The organism is Enterobacter sp. Bisph1 (assembly GCF_000814905.1).
Taxonomy (GTDB): Bacteria; Pseudomonadota; Gammaproteobacteria; order Enterobacterales; family Enterobacteriaceae; genus Kosakonia.
In genome coordinates this window covers 18,494-45,100 of record NZ_JXAG01000049.1, presented here as the reverse complement: position 1 = coordinate 45,100, position 26,607 = coordinate 18,494, and the positions used below count along the sequence as shown (strand labels likewise).

The window sequence follows — 26,607 nt, the reverse complement described above, 5'->3', positions numbered from 1 at the left end:
TTAACGTATAACCGTTTTACCACTTCGCCGGCTACCGCGCTATGTCCCGCCGGGTAAAAATGGCTTCACTTTGTTAATCACACCAAACGTTGCGGGAAACCTACTATGAACCCTCTCTCATCAAAAGCCGTTAGCTGGGTTATTTTCGCCCTCGCCCTCGGTGCCGGATTCAGCGTCGCGGCAATCTATTACTCACAGCCGTTGCTGCCGTTGATGGGCAGCGATCTACATTTAACCATTAACGGGATGGGGCTAGTGCCGACGCTGACCCAGGCCGGTTATGCGTTGGGTATTTTGTTTCTGCTGCCGCTGGGCGATCGCCATGACCGTCGCCGCCTGATCCTGGTGAAAAGCGCCGCGCTGGCATTATTGCTGCTGGTCTGTAGCCTGACCGCGCATTTGCCTTCCCTGTTAATCGTCAGTTTGTTGATAGGAATGGCGGCGACGATGGCGCAGGATATTGTCCCCGCCGCCGCGATCCTCGCCCCGGAAGGTAAGCAGGGGAAAATGGTCGGCACGGTGATGACCGGCCTGCTGCTCGGTATTCTGCTCTCGCGAACCGTGAGCGGCTTTGTCGGCGCGGCGTTCGGCTGGCGCATCATGTATCAGTTGGCCGCTGTCAGTATTGCGCTGATTGGCGTGTTGATGTGGTCGGTACTGCCGCGTTTCGCCACGCACTCGACGCTGAGTTACCCGGCGCTGATGAAAACGCTGGTGCACCTGTGGCAACGCTACCCGACGCTGCGCCGCGCCGCATTCGCCCAGGGCTTTTTATCCATCGCCTTTAGCGCCTTCTGGTCCACCCTTGCGCTGATGCTGCTGGAAAAATACCAGTTAGGCAGCGCGGTAGCGGGGACTTTCGGTATCGCCGGTGCTGCAGGGGCCTTAGCGGCACCGCTGGCAGGCGGACTGGCGGATAGAGTGGGCGCGGAAAAAGTCACACAGTTAGGCGCAGGTCTGGTGACCGTCTCTTTTGCCCTAATGTTCCTGTTGCCGGTGTTGCCGCCCCACGGTCAGCTGATACTGATTGCGCTCTCCGCGGTGGGTTTTGACCTGGGTCTGCAATCGAGCCTGGTGGCGCACCAGAACCTGGTCTACGGGCTGGAACCGCAAGCGCGAGGACGTCTGAACGCCCTGCTATTTACCGGCGTGTTTATTGGTATGGCGCTCGGCTCGGCGCTCGGCAGTAAACTTTACTCAATCGCTTCATGGCAGGGTGTGGTGATGCTGGCCAGCGTATCGGGTTTGATTGCCCTGCTGATTCGGCTGTTCGATGCGCGTCAGTTACAGCGTGCGGCACAGAAAGCGTAAGGCAAAAAAAGCTCAGCGCGGATTTGCTCTCCTCTGAAAACAGCGCCAGCCGGGCTACGTTTACAACTATTCAGTCCAGTAGTAAATGACATAAGTAATATGGATTGAGGTAACGAGATGGGCGGAAGCAACATTAAATCCGCATGTTCATGTCGACTATCTTCCCCCATCTCGCCAGGCAAATACCTGGCTTATAAAAAATGAAATTTTGTGAGTTGACTCCCCGGATAGTGATCACTTTCCAGGGAATCAAAGATGGAGGCTATCAATTGTAAGAGCTGCGATAAATTTGCACTAACACGGTATCAGGGGAAGTAATCCTGGCGACGGTGACAGTGTCATTAGTCAATCCAGCCTTCCAGCATTCAGCCTCTAGATCACACTTCTCTTGAGGTTTATAGCCAGCCGATGCAAGGTAATCGCGAACCTTTGTGGTGTCCTGAGCATCTTCAAACTTGATACCGTAAACGAAAGCTTGAGGCCCGCTTATGTTCATGTACTGAAAGGAATACCTTTCTGATATACGCGGCATATCTTTGAGCAAGTCAGGCGTATAATAGTCATACTCTCGCTTATCATCCTGCGTATAGTAGGCGCTGCTGGCAAATTCCATTTTTGCAATTGGCCAGACATAGGCTATTGCTGCGCAACATACCACCGCCGCTGCGAGGATATAGGAGATTTTTTTTCTCATAATCCCATCCTGCCATTACTGGTGCCGAATACCATAAAAGTTTTGTCGCGCCGCGGCAAAATCACGTTACCTGAAAGAAAATCATTATAGGGGACAATGGTCCGCATGAAAGCAGGCAGAATGCCCTTACGCGGCTTAGCCTTTGGAAATTTTTCAGGATCAGGAAAGAGCAAAGGGATGAATTCAGTTACTTGAAAGAGCCGATTGGGCCGTAATAATCCCACCGTTTCAGTGCCTCCTGCTTACTTACAGGACGTAATATTGGAAAAGGGTGAGGGGTTGAGGCTACGCGATAAAACCCAAGTAAGTCAGACACCAGATCTTCACCGCTATAACCACTATCAGTGACGAAATTATAAGGAAATGAACCCTGGAATGCTTCGAAGCGTTTTGCAGCGGTCATCATCATCGCAAGTGCAATACTCTTCTGCTCCCAAAATGGGCGCCCGCGACGGATTCTCCATGTGATGACCTTACCCGAGCGCATAAATCCTCCAGGCGTGGTCATCCCTTGAGAATAGGTTATATCGTAATATTCATCTCCTGAAGCCTCCCCCTTTCGAATTTTTTCTAGTATGTCTCTAATGTCCTTCCCTCGCGCATGGCCTAAATCAACCCACCCGAGAACTTCGGTATAAACTAACCCACCGTTAGCGCTAGCGGCGAGTTTGCCATCGATGATGTCCTTTCTTTTACTCATTCCTAACTTCCCTCCGTAAAGTCAGTTACTTATCAAATTCTATCATTTGGCTTATGAACTTAAGTAACGGTTATACGTCGATCTATGTCACAACCTCTTCAATACTTTGCACGGTGGTAATCTGTTTAATGCGCATTGGAAAATACCCCCCCGCTTTAGCAAACAGACAGTTCCTCGCCCCATCGCAGTGCTTTTTTTCGCAGGATAATGACGTTAATGCCCCTGCTGGGCGTGTAGCCTGGCGGCAAAGTAGAGGCGTTATATCATCATCCAGAAGGATTGCTTGTTTTCGGCGATTCTTACCTCACCGAATACAATGCCATTTTCCTTAAAAATGGAAAGTTGGCGCATGGCTGCTTAACTAACAGAAAACGTTAGAAATTCATAATAGAGATGTATTTGTTGTCGATGTAGAAATGATAATGCGTTCAGAAAAGGCGCTTAAGGGATAAATTACGGTACTGGCTATGTCTTCAGCTTTGGTAGCGCAGGCTGTGATGCAAGCTCTTCAACCGGTTGCAAGCTCGTTATCCGGGAAGATAAAAACGCATTCCCCGGTAAAAAAAAAGCCCGCTCCGGAGTGATGGAGCGGGCATAGCGAACATGCCCAGTTTCAAGACATGCCCAAAATGAAAATGTTATCGATTCATCTGGAACAACGACAGGCCCTGCATATCGGTAAATGCTTTGTAGGACGCCTGCAGCGCAGCTTGTTGCATAGTATAAGACGAAATCACCGAGTTCCAGTCCACATCAATCAATTCGCTCTTCTGCTGCTTCAGCGCGACCCCGCGGTCATCACCGAGAGCATCCAGCGTGTCCAGCTCGTTCAACTGCGTACCCAGTTCAGCACGTACCGTCGAGACGTTGTTGAGGGAGTTGCCGAGGCCACGGCTGGTTTTATCAATCACCGCGCGTGCCGCCGCCTGCGCGGTTTCATTACCTGCGACCGGATTTTTCAGGGCGGTAATGGCCGTATCCAGCATTTTGAACAGATTGGTTTCCGGCGTGCCCGGCAGGTTGGTCGCAGGATCAATAGGTTCCAGCGTCGCATTACTGCTGATGTGGTTAAACACCTCATCGCCCGTATGAGCAATAACCATGGTACGCGAGGCATCAACCTGCTGAGAAATCGCCTGGTTGCCGCCGCTGTAGACGCCACTGGCATTATACGGCGCGCTTTGTGTCTTATAGCCGGCAAAAATGTAGCGCCCGTTACCGTCGGTACTGTTCGCCAGGTTCAACAACTGATCGCGATAGCCCTGCAATTCGGTCGCCAAAGATGCACGGTCATCATCACTCAACGCACCGTTACCTGCTTTAACAATGGTTCCCTGCGCGCCGGTAATCGCCGTCGTCACCTGCTGCAACACACTCTCTTCCAGCGACACTTTCTGCGTGGCAAAGGTACGCGCTGTCGCATACTGATCGTTCTGCGCCTGCGCCTGAGAAATCACGACTGCCTGCGACGCGGCAATCGGGTCGTCGGACGGGCGGTTAACTTTCTGCCCCGTCGACATCTGCTGACCGTAGTCCAACCACTTACTCTGTGAGTTGGTCACGCCGCGCATGCTTTGGTCATACATCATCTGTGTGCTGATACGCATCACTCACCTCTTACTTAACGAATTCCCAACAGCGCGTTAAACAGCGTGCCCGCAGTCTGTAAAACCTGAGCATTCGCCAGGTAATATTGCTGATAACGCTGCAGGTTGCCGTACTCTTCATCAAGGTTAACCCCGGAGATCGACTGCTGTTGCTTGGTCAACTGCGTGACAACGTTGGTCTGCGTGGTAGTGCTGGTTTTCAGCGTTGAGGTTTTGTTACCTACATCGCTTACCAGCGTGGCATAGGCGTCGTTAAAGGTTTTGTTGCCGCCAACGACTTTGGCACTTTGCAGGTTCAACATCGCCTGGCCGTTGCGGTTATCGCTCGCACCGGCGTTGGCGACAGCAGCCATGGCGATTTTCGATTCATCCGTTACTGCCACGCTCATATTGACGATCGCGTTGCTAACCGGACGAACGGTAAAACTGTCGTTGGCTTTCGCGCCGGTGGTTCCGCTGATGCTCACCTTCAGACCGTCGAAATTCAACGAACCGTCGGTGGTATCCGGCGTCACGGCGAAAGAGGTGTTATTGGACAGGCGGGTCACATTCCAGTTGGTACCGTCAAAGGCGACTTTGTAGTCAGTCGCCTGCACCGCAGAACTGGTGGTCACGGAGGCTGTTAGCACCGCATCGCCGGTATTTTTGCTGTTGCTGGTGGTGGAAGGCGCACCGATGGTAAAGAACTGGCCGCCTTGATCGCCATTGGCGTCATACCCCTGGGTATGTTGCTTGTTAAACGAATCCGCAAAGCTCTGCGCCATTTGTCCAAGCTTATTGCGCGCCAGATCCAGATCCTGTGAACGGAACGTCAGCAGCCCGCCCAGTGAACCGGTGGTGATCTGCTTTTCCGGGATCTCAATATTACCGGCAATTTTATCAACGTACGCCACGGCGGTACGTGCCGGATCAGCACTGGACTGCACCGCGGCCAGCTGGCGCGCATCGCCGCCCTGAACCAGCGTGTAACCGTCACCCATGCTGATGTTATAGGTGTTACCGTCCTGGACGTTCACTTCCACGCCAACGATTTTGTTCAACTGGCTGACTAACTGATCGCGCTGATCGAGCAGGTCGTTCGGCGACGAGCCGCCACCTACTGCGGTGAGACGAGAAATTTGTTCGTTAAGGTTGGCAATCTGCGACGAGTAGTTGTTGATCTGGTCAACACTTGAGGAGATGGACAGATTAACCTGTTTATCCTGATCGCGCAGATACTGATCGGCCACCTTGAACTGGTTTACCAGCCCATCAGCCTTACCCAGCAACGCCTGACGTGATGACGGGTCAGAAGCGTTACTCACCAGCGTTTGCATGCTGGAGAAGAAACTCTGCAGGCTGGTCGACAGCGAGTGGGTAGTATCTGACAGCACATCGTCAATTTTTGACATCTGCTGATAGCGCGTGGTCAGACCGCTGTTCTGGTTTTCTGCCGCACGCAGCTGATTGGTAATAAAGGCGTCATACTCACGCTGAACGCCGGAAACGACTACACCATTGCCAACCCAGCCGCCGCCGGTCAGGGTACTGTTGCCCGCAGTCAACACCGTGGTCTGGCGGGTATAGCCCGCGACGTTATAACTGGCGATGTTATTACTGGCGGTACTTAGCGCGGCCTGAGCGGCGCCAAGCCCGCTCATGGCGCTATTAATCAAACTGGACATGGAGGTTCCTTATACACTTTCAGACATGAGTCCTGTTGATAATTATCGGCAACCCAGGAGGAAACTTGAGTGCTTTCAGAACAGATTTTGTGTATCCGTGCTATACGCTTTGCTGACTTTTTCGCCCATCGATTTGAGCTGCTGGATCATGCTTGTTAACTTACGCGCGTAGTGTGGATCGGTGGCGTAACCCGCATTCTGCAATGCCTGTGCGCCCTGCTCCGCCGTCGCAGCGGTGGTGACCGCCGCATAGCGTTTATTGCGCGTCAGCATGCCGACGTAATCAGAAAGCGCTTCCAGATAGGAGCTGTAGACGCGGAATTTAGCTTTCACTTTTACCGCTTCACCGTTCTCATATTCCGTGGTGGTGATTTCCGTGGTCGGCCCTTTCCAGCCGGGAGTGGCTTTCACACCAAAAATGTTAAAGCTCGGCTCACCGTTTTCACGCGGGATCTGCCGCTGGCCCCAGCCGGATTCCAGCGCCGCTTGCGCCAGAATAAGATGGTGCGGTACACCGCTCTGCTGGCTGGCAAGCCGCGCGGGCAGAGAGAGCTGCGCCAGGAAGTCTTTGCTGTCGCCGGTTAACGGCTCGTCGCTGTCGTCCGGCGCTTTAGGCATCGCTTTACGTACCAGCTGCGTCAGCGCCTGATTTTGATAACTGGTGACGGTTTCCAGCGGGAGCTTCATCGGCACCTGCTGCATCTGATCGGCAGGGTCGACCGGCGTTTGATCGCCGGCCATCTGTTTCACCATCATATCCGCCAGCCCCAGACCCTTACCGGCCGTCATCTGTTGGGCAATTTGTTGATCATACATACTGGTGTATAGCCGCGTTGAATCACTGCTGAAAATCCCGTCCTTCGGCAGGGCTTCGCGCATGCTTTTCAGCATCATTTGCACGAACATCCCTTCCATCTGACGGGCCACCGGGCGCAGGTTCGCGCCGGGATCCTGTCGGGTTTGCGACTTCAGTTCATTCAATGATTGCGCGTCCCATGCCGCGCTGTTCAACAATCGGCTATCCGTCAGCATTAGATGACCTCCACTTTCGCACGCAGGCAGCCTGCGGTTTGCATCGCCTGCAGAATGGACATCAGTTCCATCGGCGAGGCGCCAAGAGCGTTGAGTGCGCGCACTACGCTATTGAGGTTGGCGCTGGAGCGCACGCTTTGCAGCGAGCCGCCGCTCTGGCGTAAATCGATTTGTGTTTGTGGCGTGACCACCGTTTGGCCGCCGCCAAATGGCGTATTCGGCTGGCTGACGTTCGCCTGCTGGCTGACCGTCACCGACAGGTTGCCCTGAGCAATAGCACAGTTATCCAGCGCCACTTCGCGGTTCATTACCACCGAGCCGGTACGCGAATTGATAATCACTTTCGCATCCTGCTGGGTAACGCCCACTTCCATATTCTGAATATCGGCCAGTAAACGCACCTGCGAGCTGCTGCCGCTGGAAACACGCACCTGTACGGTACGCGCATCCAGCGCGGTAGCGCTGCCATAGCCGCGATTGCGGTTAATGGTATCGGCGATTTGCTGTGCCATGGTGAAGTCTTCCTGATTCAACTGCAGGTTAAGGGTGTTACCTGCGCCGAACTGGGTCGGCAGCTCGCGCTCAATTACCGCGCCGTTGGTGATGCGGCCACCGTTAAGCTGGTTGACCTGCACGCTGCTACCGCCGGCGGACGCGCCCGCGCCGCCGACCAGAATGTTACCCTGCGCCAACGCGTAGACCTGGCTATCGACGCCTTTCAGCGGCGTCATCAGCAGCGTACCGCCGCGCAGGCTTTTCGCGTTACCCATCGAGGAAACCACCACATCGATGGTTTGCCCCTGGCGGGCAAAGGCCGGGAACTGCGCGGTTACCATTACCGCCGCCACGTTCTTTAACTGCATATTGGTGCCGGTAGGAACGGTGATCCCCATCTGCGACAACATGTTATTTAAGGTTTGTGTGGTAAATGGCGTCTGGGTGGTCTGGTCGCCTGTACCGTCCAGGCCCACCACCAGTCCATAGCCAATTAAGGAGTTTTCACGTACGCCCTGTACACTGGTGAGATCCCGGATACGGTCAGCCTGGGCGAAAGTCGCCACCAGCGCTAACACGATGCCAGTCAAAATCTTAAACATAATTCACCCCGGTTACATCGGCGATAAGTTGAGGAAGAAACGTTGCAGCCAGCCCATATTCTGCGCTTCGTTGATATAGCCGTTGCCGACATACTCGATACGCGCGTCCGCCACCTGGGTGGACGGTACGGTGTTGCTGCCGCTGATAGTGCGTGGGTTCACAACCCCCGAGAAGCGGATGAATTCAGTGCCCTGGTTGATGGCGATCTGTTTTTCACCCACCACATGTAAATTGCCATTGATCAGCACCTGATCGACCGTAACGGTCAACGTGCCGCTAAAGGTGTTGCTGGCATTGGCGCCGCCTTTGCCGTTAAAGTTGTTGCCGCCGGACGCTTCAATATCGGCTTTGGCATTACCGAACAGACCTTCGAGGTAGCGCGGCGTGGTATCCATGCCGAATTTAGCCTTGCTGTCGCGGCTGGCGTTAGCCGACGAACTCTTGCTTGCGCTGACGTTTTCCTGCAGCACAATCGTCAAGGTATCGCCCACGTTACGTGGACGGCGATCTTCAAACAGCGGCTGATAGCCGTAATTGATCGGCTGCGCAGTTTGATAAATCGAGCCATTGACCACCGGCACCGGTCCCGGAATCGGTTGAGCGGTGGTCGCTCCCTGAACCAGCGGTGTTGATGGAACCCAGGCACATCCCGTCAGGGTGAGTACCACTAAAGTCACAATCGGATAGCTGCGCACGGCGTATTTTTGCATTGCATTCATCTTCGAAATCAGGGTTCCGGTGCGGCATTTACCGCACCGGATAACGCCTTAGAGTTGCGTCAGTTTTTGCAGCATCTGATCGGTGGTCGATACTGCTTTACTGTTTATTTCGTAAGCGCGCTGAACCTGGATCATATTCACCAGTTCTTCGGCAACGTTTACGTTTGAGGTTTCCACAAACCCCTGATACAGCATCCCCGCACCGTTCAGCCCCGGCGTCGTGGAGTTTGGCGCGCCTGATGACTGGGTTTCTGCGTACAGGTTTTCACCGAGACTTTCCAGACCGGTGTCGTTCATAAAGGTAGTCAGGTTGAGCTGACCAACCTGAACCGGTGCGGCATTGCCCTGCTGTGTCACGCTAACCACACCGTCGCGACCGATGGTGATGCTCAGCGTGTTCGCCGGAATGGTAATCGCCGGCTGCACCTGGAAACCACCCGCCGTTACCAGTTGGCCGTTCTGATCAACCTGGAAAGAACCGTCGCGGGTATAGGCGGAAGTGCCGTCCGGCAGCAGCACTTCAAAGAAGCCCTGCCCTTTGATTGCCACATCTTTACTGTTGTTGGTTTGTGACAGGTTGCCCTGGCTATGCAGACGCTCGGTGGCGACAGGGCGCACACCGGTACCAATCTGCAAACCCGATGGCAGGTTTGTCTGCGCAGAGGATTGCGCACCAGGCTGACGAATAGTCTGGTAGAGCAAATCTTCAAATACCGCGCGTTGACGCTTAAACCCGTTGGTACTGACGTTCGCCAGGTTGTTGGCGATGACATCCATATTGGTTTGTTGAGCGTCGAGGCCGGTTTTTGCGATCCATAATGAACTGATCATATGTAGTCCTGTTTAATTAGCCCATTGACAGCAATTGGTTGGCGCGCTGCGCGTTGTCGTCGACGTTGCTGATAACTTTCATCTGCATTTCGAAACGACGGGCGCTGGCGATCATGTCGGTCATCGCTTCGACCGGCTTGACGTTACTGCCTTCCAGCACGCCGGACATTACACGGATTGTAGGATCGTCCTGCAATGTCGTACCGCGCGTTGCTTGAGCGGTCTGGTTCAGACGGAAAAAGCCGTCATCGCCACGTACCACTTCCTGCGCATTCGCCTTCACCAGCTTCAGCTTACCGACCGGGGCGATAGTGTTCGCCGGGTCGCCAGGGGTCAGCGCAGAGATAGTGCCGTCAGCGGCAATGGTGATTTGCGAACCTTCCGGCACCGAAATCGGACCGCCGTCGCCCATTACCGGATGCCCCTGAATGGTCAACTGCCCCGTCGGCGTCACCTGGATATTACCGTTTCGGGTATACCCTTCGGTGCCGTCCGCCGTCTGCACCGCCAGCCAGCCGTCCTGCTGCAGCGCAACGTCAAGCGGGCGCGAAGTGTAATCCAGTTGACCCGGTGTCATATCGGCACCGGGGGTAGATGCCACCACCAGCGTACGGGTCGGCAGCGACAGGCCTTGTACCGGCACCGCGCGCAGCGCGTTGAGCTGCGCGCGAAAACCGGGCGTGGAGGCGTTTGCGAGGTTGCTGGCGGTGACAGCCTGCTGATTCAGCGTCTGGCTGGCAGCGCCCATCGCGGTATATATTGCGTGATCCATTAAGCCATCCCGTCAGACAATTAACGCAGGTTAACCAGCGTGTTGAGGATCTGATCCTGGGTTTTGATGGTCTGCGCGTTCGACTGATAGTTACGCTGCGCGACGATCATATTGACCAGTTCTTTACTCAGATCCACGTTTGATGCTTCCAGCGCACCGTTCGTCAGCTTACCGAAGTTACCGGAACCCGCCGTACCAAGCAGCGCAACGCCGGAAGAGGTCGTCGAAGACCAGACGTTGTTCCCTTCAGATTTCAGGCCTTCATTGTTGGCAAAGTTCGCCAGCACGATCTGCCCCAGCAGCTGCGTTTTTTCGTTCGAGTAGCTACCCACCACGGTACCGTCATCGTTGATGGCATAGCTCACCAGCGATCCTGGCGGGAAACCATCCTGATCGACGGAGACCGCGCCGCTGCTACCGGTGTTCTGCTGCATCGAGTTCAGGAAACTCAGGGAGTAGCTGCTGGCCGCGGAACCGTTCAGGCTCTGCAGCGCGATGTCGATCTGCGGCTGGGCATTCGGCGTTGCGGCCAGAGTCCAGGTACGCGGGTTGGTCGCAGGCAGCACTTCGTTATAGTTGGTCACCGAAGAGAGGGTACCGTTAGAGCTGAAGGACATCTGGGCTGCTTTTTGATAGTTCGCACCGGCTACGCTGGAGTCCTGGGTGTAGACATCCCATGTATTAGCGGCGGTTTTCACAAAATAACTATATATAGCGTGTTCGTTACCCAGGCTATCGTACGAAGTGATGGTGGTTTTCTTGTTATAGCTGTCCGAGTTAGCCGGATTGAACGGTGTTGTCGTTGGGATGCTGGCCGTCGAGTTCAGGTTCATCGGCATGGTCGCCGTCGTGGTCGCACGGGCGGACATCACGGTATTCGGGATGGTAATTGCCGTCGGGTTCGCACCGGTCAGCACCGCTGGCGGCGTACCGGCTACCGGATAACCCGTGACCTGCATACCCTGCATGTTGACCAGGTTGCGGTTTTCGTCGAGTTTGAACTGACCGTTACGGCTGTAGTAAACAGAACCGTTGCTGTCGGTCATACGAAAGAAACCGTTTTGGCTGATCGCCACGTCCAGACCACGACCGGTGTTGGTCGTTGTGCCATCGGCGAAGTCCTGAGTGATCCCTGCCACTTTTACGCCAAGACCTACTTTAGAACCGGCAAACATATCGGCGAAGGACGCAGATCCGGACTTAAAGCCATAGGTGGCGGAGTTGGCAATGTTGTTACCAATGACATCGAGGTTGGTGGCCGCAGCATTCAGGCCGCTGACCGCTTGTGAAAAGGCCATGACTTACTCCTGATAAGTGTTTTGGCTTAGATAATCTGCCGTACTTCGTCGAGTGTGGTGGTACCGTAGGTACCTAAATCCAGGGTGCTACCTTTGTCGCCGCGGGTCACACCTTGCACCATCGCAAACTGCAGCGGTTGCGCAACCAGCTGTGTTGCACCGGAGCTGGCAGCAATAGTGACTTTATAAGAGCCATCCGGTGCCGCCGTTCCATCTGTTTGTTTGCCGTCCCAGCTAAAGGTGTGGACGCCAGCTGTTAAGCCGCCGATATCCATAGTGCGTACCACGGTGCCGCTTTTGTCGGTCACGGTGGCGGTCACTTTGTCAGCGGCCTGAGTCAGTTCAACGCCAAACGGGGTGCTTGTTTCTTTACCTACCAGCACGGTTTGCCCTGGGATCATCACGCCATGACCGATCAGGCTCGTCGCCTGCAGCGACTGGCTGTTGTCGATCTGGCCGGAAATCGAACCCAGCGTGGTGTTCAGTTTTTCAATCCCGCTGACGGTGCTGATTTGCGCAAGCTGCGTGGTCAATTCGTTATTTTGCAGCGGGTTGGTGGGATCCTGGTTTTTCAGCTGCGCAACCAGAAGGGTTAAAAAGCTCCCCTGCAGGTCGGAGGCGCTGTTGGTCCCCGTCGCGCTGGTAGTGCTGGTTTTGCTGGTCGATGAGGATGCACCGGTACTGGTCGGGTCATCCAATCTTACGGCGATAGACATGCGCGTCTCCTTTACTGGCCGAGCGTGAGGGTTTTGAGCATCATGCTCTTAACGGTATTAAGCACTTCAACGTTTGCCTGATAGCTGCGGGACGCGGACATGGTGTTCACCATCTCGCCGACCACATCAACGTTTGGCATCTTGACGTAGCCACTGGCATCGGCCAGCGGGTTACCCGGTTCGTAAACCAGTTTGTCCGGTGCCTGGCTTTCCACCACATCAGCCACTTTCACGCCGCCGGTCGCCTGTCCGGGCGCAGCATCTACCTGGAACACCACCTGCTTGGCGCGATACGGCTGGCCGTCGGGTCCGGTGACGCTGTCGGCGTTCGCCAGGTTACTGGCGGCGACGTTCAAACGTTTGGACTGCGCGGTCAGCGCGGAGCCTGCGACATCAAAAATATTCAGCAATGCCATTTACTTAGTTCCCCTGTTGCAGAACAGTCATCATGCTTTTGATCTGCCCACCCAGCACGGTTAAACCGGTCTGGTATTTGACGCTGTTGTCGGCGAACTGCGTACGTTCACGATCCATATCCACGGTGTTGCCATCCATAGACGGCTGATCGGGAATGCGGTACAGCAGATCCGTAGACGGTGCGGTCATCGCCTGCGCCGGAATATGGCGCGAAGAGGTCAGGGCCAACGAAACGCCGCTACCTTCAGCACGACCCCGCTCCATGACTTTTTTTAATTCGCTGGCGAAATCGATATCGCGTGCCTGATACCCTGGGGTATCGGCGTTGGCGATGTTAGCCGACAGAATTTCCTGACGCTGAGCGCTCAGGTTCAGCGCCTCTTGCTGGAAACGAAGTGCGGCATCGAGTTTATCGAGCATGTCTCCCCCACTGATGACAATTATTTAGCCAACAGCTTAAATCCCTGCCGTCAAACTTATCGTTGGAATAAGGGCAAAATGCGTCGCTATTTATTGCGTTGATAGATTCGCTGTGCGGTTAAAATCTCCGCATCCAATCAACAGGCAGGAGTCTGCGATGAACACGTTGAAAGGCGGTTTAGCCGCGACCTTACTGTTATTAGCCACCTTTACCCATGCTGCGGATTTACAGGCGCAGCTGACGTCATTTTTTGCTCAACGTCTTGCTGGCTTTAGCGATGAGGTAGTGGTAAATATACGCACCCCGCAAAACCAGCTGCCCAAATGCGACCAGCCCGCGCTGAGCGTACTCGGTAATGCTAAACTGTGGGGAAACCTGAACGTGCTGGCGAATTGCGCGGGTGAGAAGCGCTATTTGCAGGTTATTGTTCAGGCGACCGGCAACTACGTAGTGGCTGCGCAAAACGTCGCACGCGGCAGCACTTTGCAGCCCGGTAGCGTGACGTTACAGCGCGGCCGTCTCGATCAGTTGCCGCCGAGAACGATGCTGGATATTACCCAGGCGCAGGATGCGGTCAGTTTGCGCGATCTCGCTCCCGGACAGGCGATTCAACTGTCGATGCTGCGCCAGGCGTGGCGGGTAAAAGCGGGTCAGCGTGTACAGGTTGTGGCGTCGGGTGATGGCTTTAGTGTGAACGGCGAAGGTCAGGCCATGAACAATGCAGCGGTGGCGCAAAACGCCCGTGTACGCATGGCTTCAGGGCAGATTGTCAGCGGTATAGTGAACGCTGATGGGAATATTCTGATTAACCTATAATCTTTTTAAAGAAATCATGTCGGCTGCCGATAAATAAGCAACGACTAAAGATATCTGGCCAAAACGCCGTGATACCTCGATGAGGAAAACACTATGAGTATTGATCGTACATCGTCACTGAAACCGGTTAGCACTGTTCAACAGCGTGAAACCAGCGATACCCAAACGCAGAAAACGCGTGTGGAAAAAGCAGCGACGGCAAACAGCACCAGCGTCACCCTCAGCGGCGCGCAAACCAAGCTGATGCAAGCGGGTGCGAATGACATCAATATGGATCGCGTGGAAAAACTGAAAACGGCGATTCGTAACGGTGAACTGAAGATGGACACCGGCAAAATCGCCGATGCCCTGATTGATGAAGCGCAGAGTTACTTACAGAGTAAATAACAGTATGAATCGACTGTCAGACATCCTTGATCAAATGACAGTTATCCTGAGCGCACTGAAAGACGTGATGGATACTGAGCAAAAACAGCTTTCCGTAGGCCATATCAATGGCAGCGCGCTACAACGTATTACGGAAGAAAAAAGCTCATTGCTCGCGACGCTCGATTACCTGGAGCAGCAGCGTCGTTCGACGCAAAAAGAGCCGCACAGCGCAAACGACGATGTCGCCGATCGTTGGCAGACGATTACGCAGAAAACGCAGCATTTGCGCGACCTTAACCAGCACAATGGATGGCTGCTGGAAGGGCAGATTGCGCGTAACAAGCAGGCGCTGGAAGTTCTGAGGCCCCACCAGGAACCTCAGCTTTACGGTGCCAACGGCCAGACCGCTTACGGCAGTCGCGGCGGAAAGAAAATCTCCATTTAAGTAAACCTATTTTTTTTGCCAGGGATAACGCCCTGGCATTTTGCTTTTCTGTTACGCCGTGGTCCTGCGCGCGAACTCTTTCACTTTAAAGCCCAGTAGCGCAAGCGTCGCGAAATAAGCTATCACCCCAATCAGCACCACCGCCATTAAGCGCAGCAGTCGATACGGCATCGTGCCCGTTGACCACTCCGGCATCACATAAAGCATGCCCACAAGCGCCGCCGCCATCACCACGACAGCAATCACTAAACGCAGCAGGAAGCGCGCCCAGCCAGGTTGCGGCGTGAAAATCTGTTGTTTGCGCAGCTGCCAGTAAAGCAGGCTGGCATTCAAACACGCCGCCAGTCCAATCGACAGTGATAAGCCGGCATGTTTCAGCGGGCCAATAAACGCAAGGTTCATTACCTGCGTCAAAATCAGGGTAACAATGGCGATTTTTACCGGCGTTTTAATGTCCTGCCGCGAATAGAAACCCGGTGCCAGTACTTTGACCACAATTAGCCCCATCAGCCCGACGGAGTATGCAATCAGGGCATGTTGTGTCATTAGCGCGTCGTGGGCGGTAAATTTCCCGTACTGGAACAGCGAGACGGTCAGCGGTTTCGCCAGAATGCCAAGCGCCACTGCGCTCGGCAGCGCCAGCAGAAAACAGAGCCGCAGCCCCCAGTCCATTAAGCGGCAATACTCATCATGGTTGCCGCTGGCAAAGCTTTTCGACAGCGACGGCAACAGGATTGTCCCCAGCGCCACGCCAAGCACGCCGGACGGGAACTCCATCAGCCGGTCGGCATAGTACATCCAGGATACGGATCCGGAGACCAGGAACGAGGCGAAAATAGTGTTAATGATGAGGGAGATTTGACTGACCGAAACCCCAAGTATCGCCGGTCCCATCTGTTTGATTACCCGCATCGCGCCAGCATCTTTAAGGTTAATGCGCGGTAGCACCAGCATGCCAATTTTCTTCAAATGTGGCAGTTGATACACCAGTTGCAAGACACCACCGACCGTTACCGCCCACGCCAGCGCCAGTACCGGCGGATGGAAATAAGGGGCGGCAAACAGGGCAAAACCAATCATGCTGACATTTAAGAAGGTGGGCGCAAAGGCCGGTACCGAGAAGCGGTTCCACGTATTAAGAATCGCCCCGGCCAGCGAGGCCAGCGAAATAAGCAAGATATACGGGAAGGTAATGCGCAGCAGCTGGGAGGTTAAGTTAAATTTATCCGCCGTATCGGCAAACCCCGGTGCGGTAACGAGGATCACCCACGGTGCCGCCAGCATCCCGGCAACCGTCACAATCGCCAGCACCAGGGTTAGCAACCCACAGACATACGACACAAAAACCCGCGTCGCGTCTTCACCCTGCTTACTTTTATACTCGGCGAGGATTGGTACAAACGCCTGCGAAAATGCGCCCTCGGCGAAGATCCTGCGCAGCAAATTGGGCAATTTAAACGCCACAAAAAAGGCATCCGTCGCCATTCCTGCGCCAAATACCCTTGCCACAATGGCATCGCGCGCAAAACCCAGCACGCGTGAAAACATCGTCATGGAGCTGACAGCCGCCAGCGATTTTAAGAGATTCATTCTGATTTCCATAAGACACAACGCCTGCAATGCAGGCGTTGATGTACAGCGAAGCGCTAGAGCCAATCCCATCAGGCTATTGATGATCATTTTGACGCCCGGCAGCGCTGACAATCCTCACGTACGGGCTGTACGCTTCGGTTGCTCCGCGCTGTCGCTGGCCAAATTGACGGCAACAATATACGCCCGGTTCAAGAGGCTGTTAGTCTACAGAGAAAAAGGCGAATTACTATCGCCAGTTGTTACCGGCTATTATTCGCTGATGGCCTCGCGCCAGAGTTTTTCGACCACTCGCTGAGCGAGGATCGCTTGTTCACCGCTGGTTTCCGGAACCGTCTGATTTTGTACGCATTCAATAAAATGGCGTGCGCAGCCAGCAAACCCGCGCTGCTCCAGCACGCTCTGCCAGCTCGCAACCGGACGGGCGACGATGCCCTGCCCGCGCTCTTCGCGCCACTCACGCATATCGGTGATGTCGAACAGCCCGCCATCGGTCACCGCCTGGATCCACTCCCGCTGGCTGCCTGCCCGACGGTGCATACTGGTGGTGATCTGCAGATTGCCGGTACTGAAATGGTGCTCGGCATAAATCATCTCGCCGTCGTCATTGGTGTGCAGCGTGCCGCTTTTTAACTGCGCCGCACCGCCTGCCAGCCATAGCGCGGTATCCACCACGTGCAGGTAATCATCAAGCAGGGTAAAGCGCAGATCGTGCGGCCCCACGCTGTCGGTACGGTGTTTATCCATCCGCAGCGAGGCCGCCTGCGGCATCTGCTGTTTCAGCTCGCGATACAGTGGGGAGAACCGTCGGTTGAAACCGACCATAAGCGACAGTTTCTTGCGCGCCGCCAGTTCAATCAGCCGCTCCGCATCCTGTACGTTTTCCGCCAGCGGTTTATCGACGCAGATATGCACGCCGAGGTTAAGCAGTTCGCTGACCACCGCATAATGCGAGGCCGTCGAAGTATGAACAAACACCGCATCACACTGAGAAGCCAACGACGCCAGCGAATCGGCATAAGGAATGCGCCAGCTTTCGCAGATACGCAGCGCCTTTTCCCGCGTCGGTGACCAGGCCGCGGTGAGCGTCCAGTCTGTCGCCGCGCCTAACACCGGCAGCCAGGCTTTCTGCGCGATACCGCCCAGTCCAACCACACCAATACGTAATGTTGTCATGGTTACTCTCCCAGGTGTGCCAGCAGCGAATCCAGACGCTGCTTCAGTTCTGCCACTTCGTCTTCCAGCGCCTCAACGCGCGCCACGAGCGCGTGCTCCGGCGCGCTCACCGCTTCGACAACGATCGCCTGCGTCTGTACATCGCCGCTGAACAGATGCATAAAACGGCTTTCGCGTTTACCCGGCTCGCGGGGCAGACGGACCACATATGGGCCATCCTCGCGCGTTGCCAGCTGTTCTAACGCGCTTTCTACTTCACTCATATCCGCGAAGAGATGCATCCTTTCAGCGCGGGTGCGCAACTCACCCGGCGTTTGCGGACCGCGCAGCAACAGCGTGGCGATGAGCGCCACCTCGGCCGGGGTGAGCTTAAGATCGCCAAATTCGGAATTACAAAAGCGCTGCTCATATTTCGTCACCCGGTTACCAAAACCGCTAACCGTGCGCAGATAGTGGCGTTTCACCAGCTCATCCAGTACCGCCTGCACCTCTGGTTCGCTGAGGTTCATCACCGGTTCACGGTTGGTCTTTTGATTACAAGCGGTGACAACGCCGTTGATAGAGAGCGGATATTGCTCCGGCGTAGTGACCTGCTTTTCCAGTAAACAGCCAATCACCCTCGCCTCTACGGCGGTTAATTGATACTTCATCAAAGCTCCTTAGCGACCGGGGGGAGTCCACTCCTCGGTGGTTAATGCGGTAAGGACGTGATCGCGCCACTGTCCATCAATGAGCAGATAGGATTTAGCATAGCCCTCCTTTTCAAAGCCCAGTCTCGCCAGTAAATCACCGCTGCGTTTATTGTGCGGCATATAGTTTGCCATAATACGGTGCATATGCTGACTGCGCTGCATATAGCGAAGCGCCGAGGTCAACGCTTCAAACATTAATCCCTGCCCCTGCCACTTTTCGCCAATGGAATAGCCGAGATAACAGGCATGAAACGAGCCGCGCACGACGTTAGAGAAATTCGCCACGCCCATAATCTCTTTCTCGTCCGGATCGAGCAGCGCAAAGTAGAAGGCCGTTCCCTGCTTATGAAACTCATTGATCATGCCAAGGCGCGCCTGCCAGCCGGAAGGATAACAATGGCTTTCATCGCGCACCGGTTCCCAGGGTTTTAAATACTGACGATTCTCGGCGTAATAATCCGCCAGTCGCCAGGCGTCACGCTCGTGCACCAGGCGAACCACCAACCGGTCTGTCACTAAGCGTACTTTCGGCACGTTACTGCGATAGCCAAACATGCATTACCACTCCTTCCGTTTTACCACTCTTTTAACCCCTTACCTTTACTATACAGTTGCTCTGCCGCTGTGTGAAAACAGCAGCATGGCATTTTCTGCGTCAAAGACCAATTTCGATGAAAAGTCTCAATCAAACGCTGATTTTGATAAAAAAATATTGTCACCGTTACGATGGGCAAAGCTCTGACGAAGCCGCAGAATAAGGAAGTCTTATCAATCTTATTTCCCGGAGGGGAAATGGCGCGCATATCGCAGGCAAGGAGCCTGGGTAAATATTTCCTGCTTGTCGATAATATGCTGGTAGTTCTCGGCTTTTTCGTGGTCTTTCCCCTGATTTCCATTCGCTTTGTCGACCAGCTCGGCTGGGCCGCCTTGATGGTCGGCATTGCCCTCGGCTTGCGTCAGTTTATTCAGCAGGGCTTAGGTATTTTTGGCGGCGCAATTGCCGACCGTTTCGGCGCTAAGCCGCTCATCGTCACCGGGATGCTGATGCGCGCCGGGGGATTTGCCGCAATGGCGGTGGCCCATGAGCCCTGGCTTTTATGGCTCTCCTGTATTCTCTCGGGGCTGGGCGGCACGCTGTTCGATCCGCCGCGTTCCGCGCTGGTGGTAAAACTGGTGCGGCCGCGGCAACGCAGCCGTTTCTTTTCCCTGTTGATGATGCAGGACAGCGCGGGCGCGGTGATCGGCGCGCTACTTGGCAGTTGGCTGCTGCAATATGATTTTCGCCTGGTGTGTGCGACGGGCGCGTTACTGTTTATCCTCTGCGCGGCGTTTAACGCCTGGCTGCTGCCGGCGTGGAAACTGTCGACGGTAAAAACCCCGGTGCGTGAAGGGCTGGCTCGCGTAGTGCGCGATAAACGCTTTGTCACCTACGTTCTGACGCTTACCGGTTACTACATGCTGGCCGTACAGGTGATGTTGATGCTGCCGATTATGGTCAATGATATTGCCGGTTCAGCGGCGGCGGTGAAATGGATGTACGCCATCGAAGCCTGTCTCTCCCTGACGCTGTTGTACCCGATTGCCCGCTGGAGTGAAAAACGTTTTCGCCTCGAACACCGCCTGATGGCGGGCCTGCTGGTGATGTCATTAAGCCTGCTGCCGGTGGGTATGGTCGGTACATTGCAACAGCTGTTCACGCTGATTTGCACGTTTTATATCGGCTCGATTATTGCCGAACCTGCGCGGGAAACCTTAAGCGCGGAGCTGGCGGATGCCCGAGCGCGCGGCAGCTATATGGGCTTTAGCCGTCTGGGGCTGGCTTTCGGCGGTGCGCTGGGTTATGCGGGCGGCGGCTGGCTGTTTGATGCCGGCAAAGCCTTTCATCAGCCGGAACTGCCGTGGATGATGCTCGGCGCTATCGGCATGATGACCTCGATGGCGCTGCTGTGGCAGTTCAGCCACAAGCGTGTGCACCCGACAATACTGGAGCCTGGCGCCTGATTTGCACCGGGCGTTCCCCTCCTCCATACTGATGATTGATGGATAAGTCAGTCTGGAGGAGAAACGTGAAACTTTACATTTACGAACATTGCCCGTTCTGCGTGAAAGCCCGCATGATTTTCGGCCTCAAAAATATCCCTGTCGAACTCAACACTTTGCTCAGCGATGACGAAGCCACCCCGACAAAAATGATTGGCCAGAAGATGGTGCCAATCCTGCAAAAAGACGATAGCCGTTATCTACCCGAAAGCATGGATATTGTTCACTATGTCGATAAACTCGACGGCAAACCGCTCCTTACGGGCAAGCGAAACCCGAAACTGGAAGAGTGGCTGCGCAAGGTGAATGGCTATGTCAACCGGCTGTTGCTCCCGCGCTTCGCAAAGTCGGCGTTTGCTGAATTTTCCACGCCGCAGGCGCGCGCTGCTTTTGTTAGCAAAAAAGAGGCGGCGATCGGTGACTTTGCCGGGCATCTCGCCCACTCAACGGGTTTAGCGAAAAATATCAGCGACGATTTACGCGCCCTCGATAAGCTGATTGTGCAACCCAACGCGGTCAACGGTGAGCTTTCCGAAGATGATATTCAGCTCTTCCCGCTGTTGCGTAACCTCACCATTGTCAGCGGTATCACCTGGCCAAGCCGGGTAGCGGATTACCGCGATAATATGGCGAAACAGACGCAAATCAATTTGCTGTCATCAATGGCTATTTAACCTGCCGGGACGGAAGCGCTCGTTTCCGTCCCGCCTTTCAGCTTTTTCCGCTGGCCTTTCTCCGGTGTGTATCGCATGCTATGCCCTGCATCAGGTATGGCATTACGTTGAGGAATTCATGAAGAAAATTATTTTTGCCGCACTCTTTCTGTTGAGCGGCGTGCTGGTGGGATGCAATCAATTGACCCAATATTCCATCAGCGAGCAGGAGATTAACCAGGCGTTACAAAAGCGTAATGATTTCGCCAAAGATATTGGCGTTCCCGGCCTTGCGGATGCCCATATCGTGCTCACTAACCTGGCGGCGGCAATCGGCCGTGAAGAACCTAATAAAGTGACCCTGACGGGCGATGCTAACCTGGATATGAACTCGCTTTTTGGTAATCAGAAAGCCACTATCAAGCTGAAGCTGAAAGCGTTACCGGTATTTGATAAACAGAAAGGCGCGATTTATCTGCAAGAGATGGAAGTGGTGGACTCAACCGTCACCCCCGAAAAAATGCAGAGCGTGTTACAAACCCTGATGCCTTATCTCAATCAGTCCCTGCGCAACTATTTTAATCAACGCCCGGCTTATGTCCTGAAAGAGGACAGCAGCAAAGGCGAGGCGCTGGCAAAGAAATATGCCAAAGGCATTGAGGTTAAACCGGGCGAGATTGTTATTCCTCTCACGGATTAAAGACCAGGGCGTTTTAACGCCCTTTTTTGCTGCTTTTTACAGGAAAGGGATGCAAAGGAAAACGTTTCCGCTTATTCTTAGTGCCCGGCAAAAAACGCCTGTTTCTCACCAGCCGGAGCACTCCAATGACCCAACCCCAGGTTTTAAAAATCCGCCGTCCTGACGACTGGCACGTCCATTTACGTGATGGCGATATGTTAAAAACCGTGGTGCCGTGGACCAGCAAAACTTACGCCCGCGCCATCGTCATGCCGAACCTTGCTCCTCCTGTAACCACCGTAGACGCGGCTATCGCCTACCGCCAGCGTATTCTCGACGCCGTACCCGCCGGGCATGATTTTACGCCATTAATGACCTGCTACCTGACGGATAGCCTGAGCGCCGATGAAGTCGAACGCGGTTTTAATCAACAGGTTTTCACCGCCGCGAAGCTCTACCCGGCTAATGCAACGACCAACTCCAGTCATGGCGTCACCAGCATTGATGCGATAATGCCGGTGCTGGAGCGCATGGAAAAACTCGGCATGCCGCTGCTGGTACATGGCGAAGTGACGCACGCGGAGATCGATATTTTCGATCGTGAAGCGCAGTTTATCGACACCGTAATGGAACCCTTGCGTCAGCGCCTGCCGGGGCTGAAAGTGGTGTTTGAACATATTACGACCAAAGATGCGGCAGATTACGTGCGCGAAGGTAACGAACTACTGGCGGCGACCATTACGCCTCAGCATCTGATGTTTAACCGTAACCATATGCTGGTTGGCGGTGTTCGCCCGCATCTTTACTGCCTGCCGATCCTGAAGCGTAATGTTCACCAGCAGGCGCTGCGTGAACTGGTCGCCAGTGGTTTCGCCCGCGCCTTTCTCGGCACTGACTCTGCGCCCCATGCGCGCCATCGTAAAGAGGCCAGCTGTGGCTGCGCAGGCTGTTTCAATGCGCCTACCGCCCTTGGCAGCTACGCCACCGTGTTTGAAGAGATGAATGCGCTGCAGCATTTTGAGGCGTTCTGCTCCGTCAATGGACCCCGCTTCTACGGCTTACCGCTGAACGAGACGTTTATCGAACTGGTGCGCGAAGAAAGCCCGGTGCCCGAAACAATCGCGTTAACGGATGATGCGCTGGTACCCTTCCTTGCTGGCGAAACTGTCCGCTGGCGCGTAAAGGGCTAAATAATTTATCTCCCCCTGTTGTAAAGCCTTGCGTTTAACTGTATAAACATACAGTAAATTACACAGGGGGATATTATGCGCATTGAAGTGACTATCGCCAAAACCACCACCTTACCGCCGGGCGCTGTAGACGCACTGGCGGGCGAGTTATCTCGCCGTGTGAACAGCTTTTATACCGATCGTGAAAATACAATTACGGTTCGCTATGCCGCCGCAAATAATCTGTCGGTATTGGGCGGTGCAAAAGAAGATAAAGATCGCATAACCGAAATTTTGCAAGAAACCTGGGAAAGCGCCGACGACTGGTTTATCACCGACTAATTTCTCTTTAAGTTTGTGCTTATTGCCGGGTCGCCCCGGCTTTTTTTGTTGCTTTTTTAATCAAGCACTTATTACTTCGCTTTATCAGTGAAAATAAGAGCTTATCTTCCTTTCTTGTTACGCCAAAAAAATCTAACCGCCGAAAAAACATGTTGCAGAGTGTTTATTTATTCGATCTGCTACCTCAGTTGTTGGTATACTGAAAAGGCTTCAAATAAAACACGCATTGAACCTCAAGAGTCGTTGTCGAATTAAACACGCCAAGAAAGGGGGTTATGATGGTAAAGAATAATGAAGTCATCCAGACCCATCCACTGGTCGGATGGGACATCAGCACCGTGGATAGTTACGACGCACTGATGCTCCGGTTGCATTACCAGACCCCAAACAGAGCCGCTCAGGAAGAGACCGAAGTCGGCCAGACGTTGTGGTTAACGACCGATGTTGCCCGCCAGTTTATCTCGATACTGGAAGCGGGCATCGCCAAGATTGAATCTGGCGACTATCAGAAAGATGAGTATCGCAGACATTAGTCATAATGTTTACACAAGACTCTACAGGCACCCTTGCGGTGCCTTTCTTGTTTTTCCCCCTTGTATAACGTCCCCTGCTTATTTACCCTCCTGAACACGCTTTTGCCTGGAGAATATCCCCATGAAATACGATTTGATCATTATTGGCAGCGGCTCTGTCGGCGCGGCGGCGGGCTATTACGCCACCCGAAGCGGGCTCAAGGTGCTGATGACCGACGCGCATTTACCGCCGCACCAGCAAGGAAGCCACCATGGCGATACGCGCTTGATTCGCCACGCCTACGGTGAAGGGGAAAAATATGTCCCGCTGGTACTCCGTGCACAGCAGCTCTGGGATCGGTTGGCTACCGACAGCGGCGAAGCGGTGTTTGAAAAGACCGGCGTTATCAATATCGGCCCTGCCGATTCTGCTTTTCTGGCGAATGTCGCCCAAAGCGCTGCGCAGTGGCAGTTGAATGTGGAAAAACTGGACGCTGCCGGGCTGATGGCGCGCTGGCCGGAGATTCGCGTACCCGAGAATTATATCGGGCTGTTTGAATCCAACTCCGGCGTGCTGCGTAGCGAGCTGGCAGTGAAGACCTGGATCCGCCTGGCAAAAGAGGCGGGCTGCGCCCAGTTGTTCAACTGTCCGGTAACCGCCTTACATCATCATGAAGATGGCGTAAGTATCGATACCCAGGAGGGCACATTTCACGGTAACAAAGTCCTCGTCAGCGCAGGTACATGGGTACAAAAACTGCTGCCTGAGCTACCCATTCAACCGGTTCGCAAAGTGTTTGCCTGGTTCCAGGCCGATGGGCGCTACAGCACAAAAAACAATTTCCCGGCGTTCACCGGTGAAATGCCCAATGGAGACCAGTATTACGGCTTCCCGGCGGTGGAGAATGAGCTAAAAATCGGCCGTCACAACGGCGGGCAGCTCATCAGCGACGCACAACAGCGTACACCGTTCGGCGAGGAACCCGGCGATGGTTCAGAGTGTTTTGCTTTTCTGCGCCAGTTTCTACCCGGCATTGGCGGCTGTCTGTATGGCGCATCCTGCACCTACGATAACTCGCCCGATGAGGACTTTATCATTGACACCCTTGCAGGCCATCCCGATACCCTGATTATTACCGGGCTGAGCGGACACGGCTTTAAGTTCGCACCGGTGCTGGGTGAAATTGCTGCAGAATTTGCCCAGGGAAAAAGCAGCAACGTTGATTTACAGCCCTTTTCTCTCGCCCGCTTTACTGGATAATCCCGTGGCGACCTCCTGTTGGGGTCGCCTATTCACTTAATGCGGAGAGAGTATGCGGCGTCTGTTCGATTATTTAATTAATAACGTGCGTGAACATCTCATGTTATATATTGTCCTTTGGTTACTTATTGCCTTAATCGATATTATTTATATTATATGGTAGCGTTGAAAATTGACGAAAATTGACATTAATTTATAAAAATAAATTATTTAATCTAAATATTTGAACACCGACAATGTCCATAAAATCCCACAAAAACAGCATGTCTATATCTTATAAACTATAATCCTGAACAGATTTCGCATATAACAATCAATATTTTTGATAGAGAAAAGATATTTATAGCTTACACAACTTTTTGAGTTGCAATATTCTTTTCCTCCCGCCATTTTAATTTCACCTCTTATTAACCGTGCTTAATAATTATGCCATTACGCAATTCACCTGAACGCTACGGCGTCATTTCCGTTGCCCTGCACTGGCTGATGGCTATTGTCGTTTACGGTATGTTTGCCTTAGGTCTGTGGATGGTTACGCTGAGCTATTACGACGGCTGGTATCATAAAGGGCCGGAGCTGCATAAAAGTATTGGTGTCTTACTGATGCTGGGGCTTTTTTTTCGCGTTATCTGGCGCTTTATTTCTCCGCCGCCGGGGCCGCTCGCCAGTTATTCGCGTTTGACCCATGTTGCTGCCCTGTCGGCCCATATTGCCCTCTATCTGCTGCTGTTCGGCATTCTTTTTAGCGGCTATTTGATCTCAACCGCCGACGGCAAACCCATCAGCGTATTTGGCCTGTTCGATATACCCGCGACGCTTGCCGATGCGGGTTCCCAGGCCGATCTGGCGGGCAATATTCATCTCTGGCTGGCATGGACCGTGGTTGTACTCTCCGTCCTGCATGGCCTTGCGGCCTTTAAACACCATTTCATCGATAAAGACGCCACTCTCAAGCGCATGCTGGGAAAATCGTCACCTGACTCTGGAGCATAATATGAAGAAAATCCTGCCGGGACTCGCGCTCGCCTCGCTGCTGTTTACCACCGGTTCCGCTCTCGCCGCGGACTATAAAATTGATAAAGAGGGACAGCACGCCTTTGTGAATTTCCGCATCCAGCACCTGGGTTACAGCTGGTTATATGGCACGTTTCGCGATTTCGACGGCAGCTTTAGCTTCGATGAAAGCAACCCGGCGACGGACAAAGTGAACGTCACCATTAATACCACCAGCGTGGATACCAACCATGCGGAACGTGATAAGCACCTGCGCAGCGCGGAGTTTCTTAACGTGACCAAATTCCCGCAGGCGACCTTTACCTCCACAGACGTGAAAAAAACCGCTGGCGGGCTGGATATCAACGGCAATCTGACGCTGAATGGTGTGACCAAACCGGTGGTGCTGGCGGCGAAAATGATCGGCCAGGGCGATGATCCGTGGGGCGGCGTGCGCGCCGGTTTTGAAGCGTCCGCCAAGATTAAGCTGAAGGATTTCAACATCACCACCGATCTGGGACCGGCATCGCAGGATGTTGAGCTGATTATTTCCGTCGAAGGCGTTCGTCAGAAATAAAACGAGGGAGAGG

General features: G+C 53.9%; 30 protein-coding genes and 1 pseudogene. 14 read left to right on the top strand and 17 right to left on the bottom strand.

The genetic code is table 11. The features are described from left to right. Positions 1-105: 105 nt before the first annotated feature. Entirely contained in the window at positions 106-1,311 is a 1,206-nt protein-coding gene (locus RW65_RS17445) for an MFS transporter (RefSeq protein WP_039058076.1), read from the top strand. A 265-nt stretch (positions 1,312-1,576) separates the two neighbouring features. On the opposite strand, the gene RW65_RS17440 is transcribed toward RW65_RS17445, so the two are convergent. The 13 genes and pseudogenes from RW65_RS17440 to flgB all read right to left on the bottom strand — a co-directional run bounded on the left by RW65_RS17440 (position 1,577) and on the right by flgB (position 13,279). Further along, positions 1,577-2,005 (bottom strand): hypothetical protein, encoded by a 429-nt coding sequence (locus RW65_RS17440; RefSeq protein WP_039058075.1) that lies wholly within the window; start codon positions 2,003-2,005, stop codon positions 1,577-1,579. After that, a pseudogene (locus tag RW65_RS17435) lies at positions 2,002-2,705 on the bottom strand (hypothetical protein). The gene RW65_RS17440 and the pseudogene RW65_RS17435 overlap by 4 nt, the downstream one beginning before the upstream one ends. 638 nt (positions 2,706-3,343) lie before the next feature. After that, the gene (flgL, locus tag RW65_RS17430; protein WP_039058074.1) at positions 3,344-4,312 is read right to left on the bottom strand and encodes a flagellar hook-associated protein FlgL; all 969 of its coding nucleotides are present in this window, start codon (positions 4,310-4,312) and stop codon (positions 3,344-3,346) included. A 14-nt stretch (positions 4,313-4,326) separates the two neighbouring features. After that, entirely contained in the window at positions 4,327-5,976 is a 1,650-nt protein-coding gene (gene flgK, locus RW65_RS17425) for a flagellar hook-associated protein FlgK (protein ID WP_039058073.1), read from the bottom strand. Positions 5,977-6,051: 75 nt separating this feature from the next. Beyond that, positions 6,052-7,008, bottom strand: a complete 957-nt coding sequence (gene flgJ, locus RW65_RS17420) for a flagellar assembly peptidoglycan hydrolase FlgJ (RefSeq protein WP_039058072.1) — start codon at positions 7,006-7,008, stop codon at positions 6,052-6,054. Beyond that, the gene (locus tag RW65_RS17415; protein ID WP_039058071.1) at positions 7,008-8,105 is read right to left on the bottom strand and encodes a flagellar basal body P-ring protein FlgI; all 1,098 of its coding nucleotides are present in this window, start codon (positions 8,103-8,105) and stop codon (positions 7,008-7,010) included. The genes flgJ and RW65_RS17415 overlap by 1 nt, the downstream gene beginning before the upstream one ends. Positions 8,106-8,117: 12 nt before the next feature. After that, positions 8,118-8,816: a flagellar basal body L-ring protein FlgH gene (gene flgH / locus RW65_RS17410; protein WP_082022464.1), complete on the bottom strand. Its 699-nt coding sequence runs from the start codon at positions 8,814-8,816 to the stop codon at positions 8,118-8,120. A 57-nt stretch (positions 8,817-8,873) separates the two neighbouring features. Further along, entirely contained in the window at positions 8,874-9,656 is a 783-nt protein-coding gene (gene flgG / locus RW65_RS17405; RefSeq protein ID WP_039058069.1) for a flagellar basal-body rod protein FlgG, read from the bottom strand. A 16-nt stretch (positions 9,657-9,672) separates the two neighbouring features. Beyond that, positions 9,673-10,428: a flagellar basal body rod protein FlgF gene (locus RW65_RS17400; RefSeq protein ID WP_039058068.1), complete on the bottom strand. Its 756-nt coding sequence runs from the start codon at positions 10,426-10,428 to the stop codon at positions 9,673-9,675. Positions 10,429-10,448: 20 nt separating this feature from the next. Further along, complete coding sequence (gene flgE, locus RW65_RS17395; RefSeq protein ID WP_039058067.1) at positions 10,449-11,726, bottom strand: flagellar hook protein FlgE; 1,278 nt, start codon at positions 11,724-11,726, stop codon at positions 10,449-10,451. 26 nt (positions 11,727-11,752) lie between these two features. After that, on the bottom strand, positions 11,753-12,442 hold the full coding sequence (flgD, locus tag RW65_RS17390; protein ID WP_039058066.1) for a flagellar hook assembly protein FlgD: 690 nt from the start codon (positions 12,440-12,442) through the stop codon (positions 11,753-11,755). An 11-nt stretch (positions 12,443-12,453) separates the two neighbouring features. After that, on the bottom strand, positions 12,454-12,858 hold the full coding sequence (gene flgC, locus RW65_RS17385; protein ID WP_039058065.1) for a flagellar basal body rod protein FlgC: 405 nt from the start codon (positions 12,856-12,858) through the stop codon (positions 12,454-12,456). Positions 12,859-12,862: 4 nt separating this feature from the next. Beyond that, a complete protein-coding gene (gene flgB, locus RW65_RS17380; RefSeq protein ID WP_039058064.1) occupies positions 12,863-13,279 on the bottom strand; it encodes a flagellar basal body rod protein FlgB in 417 nt (138 codons plus the stop codon). A gap of 157 nt (positions 13,280-13,436) precedes the next feature. Here flgB and flgA point away from each other — a divergent pair, with 157 nt between their 5' ends. The 3 genes from flgA (at position 13,437) to flgN (ending at position 14,910) form a co-directional block, all read left to right on the top strand. Continuing rightward, positions 13,437-14,096 carry a flagellar basal body P-ring formation chaperone FlgA gene (flgA, locus tag RW65_RS17375; protein ID WP_039058063.1) on the top strand — a complete coding sequence of 220 codons (660 nt, stop codon included), beginning with the start codon at positions 13,437-13,439 and terminating at the stop codon, positions 14,094-14,096. Between the two features lie 93 nt (positions 14,097-14,189). After that, positions 14,190-14,483, top strand: coding sequence for a flagellar biosynthesis anti-sigma factor FlgM (gene flgM, locus RW65_RS17370; RefSeq protein WP_039058062.1), 294 nt, complete (start codon positions 14,190-14,192; stop codon positions 14,481-14,483). A 4-nt stretch (positions 14,484-14,487) separates the two neighbouring features. Beyond that, positions 14,488-14,910 (top strand): flagella biosynthesis chaperone FlgN, encoded by a 423-nt coding sequence (gene flgN, locus RW65_RS17365; RefSeq protein ID WP_039058061.1) that lies wholly within the window; start codon positions 14,488-14,490, stop codon positions 14,908-14,910. A gap of 51 nt (positions 14,911-14,961) precedes the next feature. On the opposite strand, the gene murJ is transcribed toward flgN, so the two are convergent. The 4 genes from murJ to rimJ all read right to left on the bottom strand — a co-directional run bounded on the left by murJ (position 14,962) and on the right by rimJ (position 18,923). Continuing rightward, entirely contained in the window at positions 14,962-16,500 is a 1,539-nt protein-coding gene (gene murJ / locus RW65_RS17360; protein ID WP_039058060.1) for a murein biosynthesis integral membrane protein MurJ, read from the bottom strand. Positions 16,501-16,752: 252 nt separating this feature from the next. Next, complete coding sequence (locus RW65_RS17355; RefSeq protein WP_039058058.1) at positions 16,753-17,676, bottom strand: Gfo/Idh/MocA family protein; 924 nt, start codon at positions 17,674-17,676, stop codon at positions 16,753-16,755. Positions 17,677-17,678: 2 nt separating this feature from the next. Next, complete coding sequence (locus RW65_RS17350) at positions 17,679-18,326, bottom strand: YceH family protein (protein ID WP_039058057.1); 648 nt, start codon at positions 18,324-18,326, stop codon at positions 17,679-17,681. 9 nt (positions 18,327-18,335) lie between these two features. Continuing rightward, positions 18,336-18,923, bottom strand: a complete 588-nt coding sequence (gene rimJ / locus RW65_RS17345; RefSeq protein ID WP_039058056.1) for a ribosomal protein S5-alanine N-acetyltransferase — start codon at positions 18,921-18,923, stop codon at positions 18,336-18,338. 237 nt (positions 18,924-19,160) lie between these two features. On the opposite strand from rimJ, the gene mdtH reads away from it, so the two are divergent. The 10 genes from mdtH (at position 19,161) to RW65_RS17300 (ending at position 26,594) form a co-directional block, all read left to right on the top strand. Beyond that, positions 19,161-20,369 carry a multidrug efflux MFS transporter MdtH gene (mdtH, locus tag RW65_RS17340; protein WP_039058055.1) on the top strand — a complete coding sequence of 403 codons (1,209 nt, stop codon included), beginning with the start codon at positions 19,161-19,163 and terminating at the stop codon, positions 20,367-20,369. Positions 20,370-20,434: 65 nt separating this feature from the next. Next, entirely contained in the window at positions 20,435-21,082 is a 648-nt protein-coding gene (grxB, locus tag RW65_RS17335) for a glutaredoxin 2 (RefSeq protein WP_039058054.1), read from the top strand. A gap of 118 nt (positions 21,083-21,200) precedes the next feature. After that, on the top strand, positions 21,201-21,761 hold the full coding sequence (locus RW65_RS17330; protein ID WP_039058053.1) for a lipoprotein: 561 nt from the start codon (positions 21,201-21,203) through the stop codon (positions 21,759-21,761). 125 nt (positions 21,762-21,886) lie between these two features. Beyond that, complete coding sequence (gene pyrC, locus RW65_RS17325) at positions 21,887-22,930, top strand: dihydroorotase (protein ID WP_039058052.1); 1,044 nt, start codon at positions 21,887-21,889, stop codon at positions 22,928-22,930. 75 nt (positions 22,931-23,005) lie between these two features. After that, the gene (dinI, locus tag RW65_RS17320) at positions 23,006-23,251 is read left to right on the top strand and encodes a DNA damage-inducible protein I (protein ID WP_039058051.1); all 246 of its coding nucleotides are present in this window, start codon (positions 23,006-23,008) and stop codon (positions 23,249-23,251) included. 278 nt (positions 23,252-23,529) lie between these two features. Then, positions 23,530-23,784, top strand: coding sequence for a biofilm formation regulator BssS (gene bssS, locus RW65_RS17315; protein ID WP_039058050.1), 255 nt, complete (start codon positions 23,530-23,532; stop codon positions 23,782-23,784). A gap of 121 nt (positions 23,785-23,905) precedes the next feature. Further along, positions 23,906-25,024: an N-methyl-L-tryptophan oxidase gene (solA, locus tag RW65_RS17310; protein ID WP_039058049.1), complete on the top strand. Its 1,119-nt coding sequence runs from the start codon at positions 23,906-23,908 to the stop codon at positions 25,022-25,024. Between the two features lie 52 nt (positions 25,025-25,076). After that, positions 25,077-25,187 (top strand): DUF2770 family protein, encoded by a 111-nt coding sequence (locus RW65_RS22210; RefSeq protein WP_072037789.1) that lies wholly within the window; start codon positions 25,077-25,079, stop codon positions 25,185-25,187. 263 nt (positions 25,188-25,450) lie between these two features. Next, positions 25,451-26,017: a cytochrome b gene (locus RW65_RS17305; RefSeq protein ID WP_039058048.1), complete on the top strand. Its 567-nt coding sequence runs from the start codon at positions 25,451-25,453 to the stop codon at positions 26,015-26,017. Between the two features lies 1 nt (position 26,018). Then, positions 26,019-26,594 (top strand): YceI family protein, encoded by a 576-nt coding sequence (locus tag RW65_RS17300; protein WP_039058047.1) that lies wholly within the window; start codon positions 26,019-26,021, stop codon positions 26,592-26,594. Positions 26,595-26,607 lie beyond the last annotated feature (13 nt).